Below are 12,514 nucleotides of genomic sequence, written 5' to 3' on the forward strand. Positions count from 1 at the left end.
AGCAATCGGGCTTTCACATACTTTTTTCAGAAAAAAAATATTTTTTTGGGAGTTTGCTCCTGTTCTGCGACATATACATAACGATCGCCTATAAATTGATGTATATGTCTTCACCTAAAAACAAAGTAAGATCAATATTGCAATCTGCATTTTTGCGATACCTGCGTCGTGAATCGAATCCGGATGAGCGAAACTTGATTGATCAATTTTACGAGAATGTACCTCAGAAGCTCATTTCCGATCATGATTTGCGTCGTATTGGGTCCGAAATGGAACAGGAAATAGCTTCACAAATCCAAAGCCAACCACAGAAGGCAAAACGCAAATACAAATTATATATACCTACAGCGGCGTGTATTGCCCTATCATTTACGTTCCTGACAATCTATGTACTTCGTTATAAGGGTGATGATGCTCTACCCCAACAACGGTCTAGAACCATAGTGGGCGCGACACTTCGCATCGGAGACGATCGTTTTAATATTCAAGACAGTTTGCCGAAAGGTGGTTCACTGGAAACCTCAGGAGGGGAAACGGTATTGAACCTCGCAAATATTCAACCGCAGTATTTGAAGGATACCATCACGGTGAGCAACCCCTCTAATGAAATTTGTACTGTGATATTGCAGGATGGAAGTGTCGTAAAGCTTGCGCCGATGGCACTTGTCCAGTATGTATCCGCCGTTGATGGACATGAGCGACGCGTGTTGGCGAAAGGCATTGCTTCTTTTGCCGTTAAAAAGCTGTTGAGAAATGGCCAGCGCATTCCATTCATTGTAGAAACTCGCCTCCAGACCATAGAAGTACTGGGAACCCGTTTTAACGTTGATGCTACTGCCGAAGCAGAAGAGCATATTCATCTTGAGGAAGGAAGTGTCCGCCTGACGCACAATCTCAGCAAAAATGAAGTTTTACTTGTCCCGGGGCAAGAGGCCTTTTTGGCAACAGGGGAAAGTAGAATTTATGTAGCTAACAATGGACATGATGGAAAAGTTAACGCTTGGAGAAAGGGCCTATTTATCTTCGATGAGGAGAAATTAGAGGATGTAATGCATGAATTGGCTAACTGGTATGGTCATCGTATTCGTGTGATGGGATCCGCCAAAGATTTGCCTATTACCGGCACGGTTAGTCGATATCAACAGATAGACGATGTATTAGACATCATAGAAATGACAAATAAGGTGCATTATTATAAAAAGAAAGGAGTGATATATGTGACAGCACGGTGACAAAAGTAAGGGATGCTGTAACACCCCTTACGACGAGCCTTAGAAGGCGCTAACAAATTAATTATCTGACTAATCAATTTATCTCAAATGTATGCATTAATTATTAAAAATTGTAGGCGTTCGCTGCTTGCAGGAAGGCCTCTTTTGTTTCTTTTTGCGCTATCCTTAACGGTAACCACTGCCCGAGGAACGCCTTCCAAACGGTTACAAGAAAGGGTAACCATCACCTTCAGCGATGTATCATTGAAGCAGGCGTTTAAAAACCTAAACGCAAAAACGGGATTGAAATTTATGTATTCGCCGGAAGATCTAGATGATAACAAGAAAGTGTCTGCTCGTTTTACTGATGCGTCCCTTGCAAACGTGCTGCAACATCTACTTCCGAAATCGGTTTCGTATACCATAAAGGATAATACCATTATTTTAAGGAAAATACCTGTACATGTGGCCGATCAGCAGGAACGCATGGTTAACGGTGAGGTTATGGATGAACGAGGTAAGCATCTTTCAAACGCGACGATCGTAAGCGGAGTGAGTAAAAATCAGGTGTTTAGCGATGATGAAGGACGCTTCACTATTGCGGTAACTCCGCAAGATCTTGATTTGCGTATAACGCTATTAGGGTATGTTGAAGAGCGATTGGTTTTGACGAATCGGGCGAACTACAGAGTCGTGTTAAAGGATAGTACGAATGCGCTGGATGAAGTGGTCGTTGTCGGCTTTGGTACCCAGCGAAGCGCCTCGGTAGTTGGTGCGATAACAACCATACAGCCCCAGTTACTTAAACTCGGTACCTCGCGATCTTTGAGTAACAACTTGGCGGGGCAGCTGGCTGGTGTCATCGCTGTACAACGGACAGGAGAACCAGGCTTCGATAACTCAACCTTCTGGATCCGGGGGGTGAGTACGTTTGGACAAAATCGACAACCATTGATCTTGGTAGATGGTGTAGAAAGATCATTAAACAATATGGATCCGGAAGAGATTGAATCATTTTCCATTCTTAAAGATGCTGCCGCAAGCGCCGTGTATGGCGTGCGTGGAGCAAATGGTGTTATTTTGATTAATACCAAAATGGGGAAGGTTGGAAAGCCGACTGTGACCACGCGTTTTGAACAGGGGATAACTTCGCCGGTGCAATTGCCAAAATTTATCGGTGCAGCGGATTACTTGGAGGTGTTGAACAGCATTCAGCGCGAAAGTGGTCGGAATCCGGCATATAGCCAAGAGCGTATTGATAACATTCGAAATGGAGTAGACCCTGATCTGTATCCGGATGTGAACTGGCTAGACGCTATCCTACGTGACCAAGCAGCGAATACGAGAGCGAATGTCAGTGTGAACGGTGGCTCAGATATTTTACGGTATTCCTTAGTAACATCCTTTTACCAAGAGCAGGGCTTGATCGAACGCGATAGAGCACAAGCCTGGGACTCCTCATCCAAGCTATCTCGCTATAATGTGAGGTCGAATGTTGATGTTAACGTTAGTCCGACAACCCTCTTTAGATTAAATATAGGAGGCTATCTGCAAAATAGGAGCCGTGCACCACAGCGAGTTGATGAGCTGTTTCAGGAAGCTTTCATAATTCCACCTTTCGTCCACCCTACTATCTATTCCAGTGGGCAAATCCCACGTACATCGCAACGAACAAATCCCTGGGCACTGGCGACGCAGCGCGGTTATGAGCGCTTTAGTGACAGCCAAATCGAATCCCTATTCGCGGTAGAACAGGATTTAGCTTTTTTTTTAAAGGGTTTAAAGGTAAGAGGTTTATTTTCTTTCGATCGGTTTTCGGGCAACTCGGTTGTGCGTAGCAAAAGTCCCGATTACTACAATCCTGCTATAGGTCGTTTACCTGATGGAAGTTTAGATTTAGTTATTGATACCTATGGGCAGGAATTTTTAGGTTACGATAGAGGCTCCGAATGGGGGAGCAATAGTATGTACCTGGAGGGCGCCATCAATTATGCCCGTATTTTTGGCAAGCATAATGTGGAGGGGATGATCCTTTACAACCAACGAAATTTAGATACGGGGGATTTATTGCCATTCCGTAATCAGGGTATCGCATCGCGGTTTTCGTATAACTATGGTAACCGCTACATAGCTGAATTTAATTTCGGATATAATGGGTCAGAAAATTTTGCGCGTGGGAAGCGATTCGGTTTCTTTCCGTCTTTTGCAGTAGGCTGGTATCTCTCCGAAGAACCATTTATGTCGAATATGCGTCATGTGTTTTCCAAGATTAAGTTCCGTGGATCATATGGACTTGTGGGCAACGATCGCCTAGATGGTCGTCGGTTTGCGTATATCACGACGATTAATCAGGGTAATGGCTACACGTGGGGTCTTGAAAATAATTTTTTCAGGGCTGGGCGCTGGGAGGGAGATCAGGGTAATCCAAATTTAACATGGGAAACGGTGGCCAAAACAAATCTGGGCCTAGAACTAGGGCTTTGGAATGCTGTGGATTTGCAGCTTGATCTATTCTCGGAGAAGCGTACGGATATTTTCATGCAGCGACGATCTATTCCCGGCTCGAGTGGTTTTACGACCATGCCCTGGGCGAATTTTGGACAAGTAAATAATAGGGGAGTAGATATTTCGCTGGATGCTAAAAAAGCTTTAAGCGAACACTTTTTTCTATCCGTTCGTGGAACATTTACCTATGCAGCGAATAAAATAGTCGAGCAGGATGAGCCAAGTGCTGTAATTGGAACACCGCGTTCGTCAACGGGCAGACCAATAGGGCAGTTATTCGGCTATATTGCGGAGGGCTTATTTACCGAGGGAGACTTTGCTGATGTGGCGAACGGCGTACTGCGCGAGGGAATCCCAAGGCATACATTTGGTGTGGTTCGACCGGGAGACATACGCTATCGTGATCTGAACAACGATGGCGTCGTTGATGCCTTGGACTTAACCGCTATTGGCAAGACGGTTGACCCACAGATCGTGTATGGCTTTGGAGCGAACGCACGATATAAATCTTTAGATTTTGGATTTTTCTTTCAGGGCTTGGCTAACACCTCCAGAATTATTGGTGGGCCAAACTTTATCCCGGGTAGTGCCAATGGGGCTTTGGGAAATATATTTGATAATGTAGCCGATAGATGGACGGTAGATAATCCCCGGCAAGACGTTTTTTATCCACGGTTATCCGATTATCAAAGCGCCAATAACAATGTACCTTCTACTTGGTGGTTGCGGGACATGAGCTTCTTGCGCTTGCGGAATGTAGAGCTTGGCTATAGCTTCCCATCAAGCTGGCTTGACCGGGTGCAGGTAGCTTCTTTACGCCTTTTTGCACGGGGCAACAATTTATTGACATTCTCTGGCTTTAAACTTTGGGATCCCGAGCTGTCTGTCACTAACGGGATGCACTACCCGATCATGAAATCGGTATCATTTGGATTGGAATTAAATTTTAAATAGTAAAGCTTATTCGATATGAACGCAATTAAAATAAAGATACTGGCTGGCTTAGTGGGTGGATTGACCACTTTGGTGTCTTGTAGCAAATTCTTGGATCGTATGCCAGATGATCAGTTGACATTAGAAATGGTTTTTAACGATAAAACACGTACAGAGGATTGGTTGGCAGGTGTTTATAGCAATGTCCCGGATCCCTATTTTGGTTATGCAAATGTGTTGGAGGTGGATCCATTATCGGATGACATGGCGCCGTCACCGGGTCTGGAACAATTTGGATGGGCGGTAATCGCGAAGCAAGTTGGTAATTGGAACCCCAGCACACCTTGGGCAGCCAATTACTGGGTGGAGCTACCCCGACGAATCCGATCGGCCTATATATTTATAGACAATGTAAGGCCAAACGATGCCCAGCTTGTGCCCGAAAGTGAGGTGGCGCTTATGAAAGCAGAAGCCCGTTTCATGATTGCCTATTATTATTCGCTGCTATTGGAAACCTATGGAGCCATTCCTTTCCAACTTGGCATCACGAATTCGCAAGCGAGCGAAGACGAGCTTATGATTGGACAGACACCTTTTGATCAAGTTGTGCAATGGATAGACCAGGAACTATTGGATGTTTCGGCACTACTGCCTGCCCGGTACGCCGCTGCGCAAAAATATGGCAGAGCCACATCCATCATGTGCCTCGCTGTTCGGGCGCGGCTTTTGCTCTTTGCCGCTAGCCCCTTAGTGAATGGCAATACCGAATACATAGGCTTCGTGAACAATAACGGGGAGGAAATATATAACAGCACCTACGATGCAAATAAATGGGTGAAAGCGGTAGACGCTTCGAAACTGCTGCTCGATGAAGCTGCGGCTGCCGGACATCGTCTTTACTACGAATACAACGATGATGGCACTATTGATCCTTTTCTTTCCTATCAAAACATGATGTTTCGTCGGCCGCAAGATGGAAATAATGAGATTCTTTTTGCGCGACCACAATCCGATGTACAGAATTACGATCGGTTTGCGCAGCCTAGGGGGACGGGTGGGAATGGGAATTATGGCGTTACACAATCGTTGGTCGACGCTTTTTTTATGGAAAATGGAAGATCGATTGATGACCCGCAATCGGGCTATGTGGAGAAGGGATTCTCCACGCAGGATGAGGTACGGAACACAAAATGGGACGAATCTCAAGGGGGCGGCAGGGTGACCCTAGCGGGCACGTATAACATGTATACCCATCGCGAACCCCGGTTCTACATATCGGTACTCTACAATGAAGCATGGTTTAGACGCGAAGGAAGAAAGACACAGTTTTATAGTGGTGCGCAGGATGGCGGTCCGACACATGATGCACCGCAGAATGGCTATTTGATCCGTAAAAAAGTGCACCCAGATCACGACCCGCGAAATGGGATCAATCCCTATCGCCCCGGTATTTTATATAGGCTTGGTGAGGTGTATCTCAACTACGCGGAAGCACTTAATGAGACTGATCCCGGAAATCCAGATATTCTAAATTACCTAAACCAGATCCGTGTACGGGCCGGTGTCCCTCCGTTTGGGGTCGGAGCAGAGGCATTGCCTATACCAACATCTCAGGCAGAAATGCGTGAAGCAATACGCAAAGAGCGCAGGGTGGAGCTAAACAATGAGGGCATCCGGTTCCGGGATATTCGGCGATGGAAAATCGGCGAAACAACATTGAACGGTGACTTTTGGGGAATGAATTTCTCGGGCACCGAAAAAGATGATGATGAAAGTAACCCCTTGGCGTTTTTTAAACGATCGGTTTACCAAAGGCGGATCTTTACGGCCAAAAATTACTGGTATCCTGTGCCACAAACAAAGATCGATAAAAATGCTAATTTGGTGCAAAATCCGTTTTGGAATTAAAACCTTGTTGCAGTAGGGCGTATTCTATTGGTATTCCGACGAGCTGATGATAGAAAAAGCAAACAGAGCTTCTTGAGCGTCTGTTTGCCTTTTTTCTTTTACGCCAATCATGTTTTTAGGGTGAAAAAGAGATGCTGAAAACTTTTGCGGTTTTCGAAAGTTATTAAAAAGACCGCAGACATAGTCTTAGGGACTTTGCAATTTTTCATATTATACTAAAAGATAAACATGCTCAAGGGATATTTTACGCCATGCTACATTCGGATTGTTTCAGCAATCGCAATTTTTTATGCATCAGTCTTCGCATCATACGCACAAACAGACTCATCGGCCTACGCCTATCGCGCATTGATCGACGTCGGATATAAACCATCGTCGGGTGTAGACTCCACACGATTGGATCTTTTTTTGCCTGGCGTTGCGCAAACGACAAAAGTTCCGTTGGTTATTGTTATACATGGGGGTGGCTGGGCTTTTGGCGATAAAGAGATGGAAAGCATTTACTACATGCGAAAGCTGAAAGAAGAACTTCTTCGAAACGGATTTGCCGTCGCGAGTATTGGCTATAGCCTGCTTTCTGATAGCGTTCACTTCCCACAACCCCTTGAAGATTGTAAAGATGCAGTACGTTGGCTATATAAACACGCCAGCAATTACAACCTGGATACAACGAATTTCGGAATGTGGGGTGCCTCTGCGGGCGCACATTTAGGTCTGTTGATTGCGTACTCCGGTGACGACGAATATAAGGGAAGGGAGGAGCTAGCTAATTATCCCGTGCGGCTTAATTACATCGTGGACAATTTTGGCCCTACCGACCTTAACGAATTATTTAAGGTGGATCTAAATGGCTTCTCTACCACGATGTTTAAATTGTTTGTACCTAAGCTGCACGATATTCGCGAAAAGCTAACGCTAGCAATGACAGGCACATCCTTTAAGGAAGACAAAGAAAAGGTAAAGGAGGTCAATAAAATCTATTCGCCACGGTATCGCGTCACAGCCAAAGCGATTTCAACCCTCATCATCCATGGCGACAAAGATAAGATCGTCTCTCTTGCACAATCGCAAAAGTTAAAGACATCGCTGGACAGCTGTGGCGTTGCAAATGAAATAGTTGTTGTAGAAGGCGGTGATCATGGTTTTGGTAATATGCCGAAAGAAAAAATCGACGAGGTGGTCCGCTTGACGATAGCGTTCGTGCGGGGTAAAAGTGAGAAGTCAAAAGTAAAAATTGAAAAGTAAAAAGTCAAAATTCAAAATTGAGAAGTGAAAAGTAAAAAGTTAAAAGTCAACATTATCTTCGATGAGCAGGTAAGTCTACCGACACGCAAGATTGCCGCGCCCTCGTTCCTCAGGCTCGCAATGACGTTCGCCTCCATCGCATCACGCACTACGCCATACTCATTACTCACTACTCGACACGCAAGATTGCCGCGCCCTCGTTCCTCAGGCTGCCAATGACGGTCGCTCCATCGCATTACGCACTACTCACTACACAATACCCTCTACATACTAAGTACTATAATCTACATACTAATACTGCACTACCCACTACCCACTACGCACTCCGCAACACCCTCTACATACTAAGTACTATAATCTACATACTAATACTGCACTACCCACTACCCATTACTCACTATGCAATACCCTCTACATACTAAGTACTATAATCTAAATACTAATTCTGCACTCTACCCATTACTCGTTACTCACTACCCATAAAATACTATATGCCAAAAACAGAAGAAGGGCTTATGAAATCAATCATAAGCCCTTCTCTTTAAGAAGCTTAGTTTTTGTACGTGTCTGACTAGAAGCCAAGACCGATACTAAAACCTGTTACCGCCACTGGAATATCGCGCAGCGCTGTTGCTGCTCCTGTAGATGTATTCACTTGGTATAGTTTCGTTGTTGATCCCGTCGTACCGATCATATATGCATTTCCGCTTTTGCTTCCAATGTCAAAGCCGTTTGATGCGGTAAGCGCCACACCGAGGGCCCCAATTTCGGTAAGCTGACCATCGTTCGGTGGTGCTTGCGTATACAATTTGCCCGCAACATGGTCCATAACAAGCAAAGTCGTGGTACTGGTTCCGGCAACATTGTTCGTGTAGGCTGCTGCACTGACCGCTGGACTACCTGGCTTTAAATTCCCGTCTACACCGGCGATCATCCCAGTCGTGGGATTGACACGGAGGTTTTGCCCGGTGTTGCTTACGATGCGGATAAGGTCAACGGCAGGGTTAAAATCAAATCCAAAGCTCGTGCCGGATAGTGAAGGGATTATCGGTACCGTACCGATTCGAGCCGCCGCTCCCGAGCTTAAATTAATGGTGTATATGCGGTTGGTGCTTCCTAACGCGTACAGCTGTCCCGTCGCTGGTCGGAAATCAATCCCTAAAATAGCCTCGCCCGATGTCAAACCTTCGATAGCTTTGGTGACCGAACCGTCTTTCTCTGGGTTCATGATGTGCAGGTTATTGCTTGCATCAACGGCATAGGCAACGGGATGTGTAGGAATAGCAATATCCATCAATTCCAAGGCTAAATTGCCTATTCTACTAGCTTTTCCATTGTCTAGGTTCAACATATATAGCGCATTTGTGTTGCCACTGCGGGCAGCGATAAGTGCAGCTTGATTGTCGGGGCTGATGTCGAAGGCGACTTGTCCTGTAACCGGCATGCCTAGGCTACCTACTTCTACCAATTTTCCGTCATTCGGCGGGTCTTGCTTAAATAGCATACCGGAAGTAGCGTCAATATCGTATAACGTAGTTGACGATGCGCCAGCGACACTATTCGTGTATGCGACGCCCGTAATACTTACAGGACTACTATGGCTGATATCGCCATCCTCCGCTGCCAAGGCACCTGTTTCGGGATGCAGGCGTAAATTTTGTCCTGTGTTCGATACTAGACGGATACGGTCAACGGTAGGATTGAAGTCAATGGATGCTATGGCCCCTTCGATAGCAGGTGCGAAACTAGCAGACCCAACCACCTGCGCCACTGCTGACTCCGTATGCACACGGTATAGTTTAGATGCGCTTGAAAGAGCGTATAGTTCTCCCGTAGCAGGCCTGAAATCAATGCTCATTAACTTTTCGCCCGATCCTAACCCAGTAATCATGATCGTGCTTTCCATATTACCCGGACGATTGGCATTAAATGCGACCAGCTCATTGTTGTTGGTGAGGCCATAAACCATCAAGTCTGGTCCCTGCATGTCGCCGTCGTTCATGCCATTGTCATCCTTACAAGATGAAACCAATGCCACAGCGAACACGGCGAGCATTAATTTAGTAAATGTACGTCTTACATTCATAATTTAAATTTAAATGAATTATATGATAAATAATGTTTAGACATCTAACCGCTAAGATTGTCATTTCGTTTTAAAAAAAATAGATTTAGGTATTTGACCGTATTCTTCTTTGTTGATTCGATGTTGGAAAAAGGTTGGTCTATGCGTGAGCACCGATAGTAGATGATGTATGTGTTTACAAAGGCGGGATCCCGTGCAAACATCAATATAAATCAACTTATGTACCCTTGTTTGAAATTAAATTTGTGCATATCAAATAATCTTACTAAACTTGTACTATACAAGTTGATTAATACAAGATGAGTAGATTGAAACAGGCCGATATAGACGAATTGCTGTCCGCTTGGGAAGAAACCTACAAAAAGGGGCAACTAACGCTTTGGATATTCTTAGCGCTGAAGGAAGGGGAGAAGTATGTAGACGAAATCAGGACATTTGTCGTTGAGCGCTCCAAGGCGACCATGCGTTGCGAAGAGCAAAGTCTGTATCGTGTGTTGCGAAAATTTGAACATGTCGATATTGTGAGCCATGTTTTACGTAAAGGAAACAAAGGTCCCGATCGTAAGTATTATCGTTTAACACCGCTTGGTGTATCGCTTTTCAGCCGTTTTGTAGACAGGAATATCAACCTTTTTTTTCAACCCGATATCAAAAAAATATTATTATCATGAAGACATTAACTCCTTCTTTACGTCGGTTCGCAATCGTTGCGATCTTGTTGACGTTCAGCTTCCGGATAGCGCTAAGTACGCTGCTATGGTCGCGGGACTATAATTTTGTTATGCCGATAGCGATTCTTTTCGCAGTGCTCATGTTCATCGCAGGGCGATACTACGGTCAAAAAGATCAGGCATACTTGCCCATTTTCGATATTGGATTCCGTTTTCATCTTGTTACATTTCTTCAATTCAATCTTGTCTCTTTCGCTTGGCAATTGTTTGGAAATCCGAGTGTCCACGAGCCTATTCGCATTTTGTACTGGACACTTACGTATTGGGGCTTGGTGTTAGCTTGTCATTTTTATTACTATCGGCAGGTGAAGAAAAGCACCATAAAAGATATACACCGAGACGATTTATTCGAGTAGGCTCAGCATTGCCCATGCCGCAAGCTACAGCCATTTACTGACCTGTTCGGCAGGGTCCGCAAACTGCGCCGATAGTGATTTTAGCCGAGCCTGCAACAGTAATCGTCTGCCTGCTATGGAACGTGTAAACAGCAAGCGCGTCTGTCCAACCCGATTTGCCCATTGCTGTTCGAAATACATGGCATTATCCCGGTTTTTGCCGATAACTTCGGGCACGGCGTGGTAGTCAATCCGTTTTTTTTCACGCACCGGACTATGTTCGCGCGTAATCAGGTATCGCGGGCCTTCTATCGGGTCAACTATTTCTTGAAGAGCCTTGATAAAAATAGATTGCTCGAAGGTAGTCCCTCCATTCAGATGGCAATAAACACCGCCATGTTTATCGACATGCGCATCTACGGAAAGCTGTGATGCTTCCAAAATGCATCATAGTTCTAAAAAACACCAAACCCCGTGCACGCTTCGATAACGAGCACGGGGCGTAGCCGATCTCAAAGGTTCGTTCTCGATTACGATGTTATGGATAGGTCGTTACAATTTTACTGACTTTCCAGCCCTCTTCGCCGCGGCTTAAGGTAATGTAGTCTACCCGTACGAAGTCAGGGAAAGTCAGGGTTGCTTTCGCTACGCAGGTTTGTCCGCTTTGATCTAAAATTTCGTAGCCCGTTGTGCAGTCAAATTTAGCACCCGCCCCCTGCTTTAAGAACTTCATATATTCTTTCTTGCCAAAGCTATTGTTGTTCGCCGTGTTGCGGTATTCGAAGTCATCAGCAAAAATATATTTGTTCAAGCTCGGATTGCCCATGGCGGCCGACTCTAGGTAAATGCCGATAATGCTGGTCGAATCAAATTTTTTAATAGGATTGCTGCTGTCGGCAGCGAAAGCACTGCATGATGTAATAAAAATAACGGCAGCGATGATGGTTGTTAATGTCTTTTTCATGGTGATGTGTTTTTTATGTTTTTGTTTTATGTTCTTATTTGATACTTCAAAGGTAGGGGAGGTTTGGCGTTTGGCCGAGAGCAATTAGATCAGTTTGCTCGTTTTCTCGGTGAATAGGGGAAAAGCCTCGGCCAAAATTTTTCTGGCCTATAGAAGCAGGCGAGGGCAGGGGCTAGTAACTGTTCGTCGATAGCGAAGTTGATGATTGCTAGACGCTTGAAAAAAAACCTTTGCAGCGTGTTCCAGGGAATGTATGACGAGGCTCTGGAGATTTTCAAAAGGGGCATATGAGGCCACCCGTGATTTTAACAACGGCTTATGAGAATTACGCTTTAGAAGCCTTTCAGCATCAAGGCTGCGCCTATCTATTGAAATCACGTAACATTGACGATCGGGACATAGCAAACCGTGGCAGAGCTCCTTATTGCATTACCGCTATCAGCGCACAGCTTGCTCCAACACTTCTTTATTACCATCAGCCGCAAGTTCGTAAAGAGTCAATCAAACGCGATGTGCCGACTTTTAGCTTTTTCTAAAGTTAGCTATGTCTGCGCGAGACGTGGTTATCTTGTCGTCTCATGAAAAAAATACTTTTA

At 45.0% G+C, this 12,514-nt stretch carries 10 protein-coding genes; 7 read left to right on the plus strand and 3 right to left on the minus strand.

The genetic code is table 11. From position 1 onward, the window contains the following. Positions 1-104: 104 nt before the first annotated feature. The 4 genes from B0I21_RS00790 to B0I21_RS00805 all read left to right on the plus strand — a co-directional run bounded on the left by B0I21_RS00790 (position 105) and on the right by B0I21_RS00805 (position 7,802). Positions 105-1,232: a FecR family protein gene (locus B0I21_RS00790; RefSeq protein WP_166637743.1), complete on the plus strand. Its 1,128-nt coding sequence runs from the start codon at positions 105-107 to the stop codon at positions 1,230-1,232. 87 nt (positions 1,233-1,319) lie between these two features. Beyond that, positions 1,320-4,670: a TonB-dependent receptor gene (locus B0I21_RS00795; RefSeq protein WP_133638447.1), complete on the plus strand. Its 3,351-nt coding sequence runs from the start codon at positions 1,320-1,322 to the stop codon at positions 4,668-4,670. 15 nt (positions 4,671-4,685) lie between these two features. Further along, positions 4,686-6,557, plus strand: coding sequence for a RagB/SusD family nutrient uptake outer membrane protein (locus B0I21_RS00800; RefSeq protein WP_133638448.1), 1,872 nt, complete (start codon positions 4,686-4,688; stop codon positions 6,555-6,557). A 228-nt stretch (positions 6,558-6,785) separates the two neighbouring features. Continuing rightward, on the plus strand, positions 6,786-7,802 hold the full coding sequence (locus B0I21_RS00805) for an alpha/beta hydrolase (RefSeq protein ID WP_133638449.1): 1,017 nt from the start codon (positions 6,786-6,788) through the stop codon (positions 7,800-7,802). Positions 7,803-8,373: 571 nt separating this feature from the next. Here B0I21_RS00805 and B0I21_RS00815 read toward each other — a convergent pair. After that, complete coding sequence (locus B0I21_RS00815; RefSeq protein ID WP_133638451.1) at positions 8,374-9,888, minus strand: DUF4394 domain-containing protein; 1,515 nt, start codon at positions 9,886-9,888, stop codon at positions 8,374-8,376. Between the two features lie 299 nt (positions 9,889-10,187). Between B0I21_RS00815 and B0I21_RS00820 the strand changes: the two genes are divergently transcribed. Together B0I21_RS00820 and B0I21_RS00825 are read left to right on the plus strand one after the other, a co-directional pair. Then, positions 10,188-10,559, plus strand: coding sequence for a PadR family transcriptional regulator (locus B0I21_RS00820; protein ID WP_133638452.1), 372 nt, complete (start codon positions 10,188-10,190; stop codon positions 10,557-10,559). Continuing rightward, entirely contained in the window at positions 10,556-10,975 is a 420-nt protein-coding gene (locus B0I21_RS00825; protein ID WP_133638453.1) for a hypothetical protein, read from the plus strand. The genes B0I21_RS00820 and B0I21_RS00825 overlap by 4 nt, the downstream gene beginning before the upstream one ends. 24 nt (positions 10,976-10,999) lie before the next feature. Here the strand turns inward: B0I21_RS00825 and B0I21_RS00830 are convergent, their stop codons facing one another. Both B0I21_RS00830 and B0I21_RS00835 read right to left on the minus strand, forming a co-directional pair. Then, positions 11,000-11,395 (minus strand): hypothetical protein, encoded by a 396-nt coding sequence (locus B0I21_RS00830; protein WP_133638454.1) that lies wholly within the window; start codon positions 11,393-11,395, stop codon positions 11,000-11,002. A 97-nt stretch (positions 11,396-11,492) separates the two neighbouring features. Beyond that, the gene (locus B0I21_RS00835) at positions 11,493-11,918 is read right to left on the minus strand and encodes a nuclear transport factor 2 family protein (RefSeq protein WP_133638455.1); all 426 of its coding nucleotides are present in this window, start codon (positions 11,916-11,918) and stop codon (positions 11,493-11,495) included. Between the two features lie 287 nt (positions 11,919-12,205). On the opposite strand from B0I21_RS00835, the gene B0I21_RS00840 reads away from it, so the two are divergent. Next, the gene (locus B0I21_RS00840) at positions 12,206-12,454 is read left to right on the plus strand and encodes a hypothetical protein (protein WP_133638456.1); all 249 of its coding nucleotides are present in this window, start codon (positions 12,206-12,208) and stop codon (positions 12,452-12,454) included. Positions 12,455-12,514 lie beyond the last annotated feature (60 nt).

It is taken from the genome of Sphingobacterium paludis, assembly GCF_004364125.1.
Lineage (GTDB): Bacteria > Bacteroidota > Bacteroidia > Sphingobacteriales > Sphingobacteriaceae > Sphingobacterium > Sphingobacterium paludis.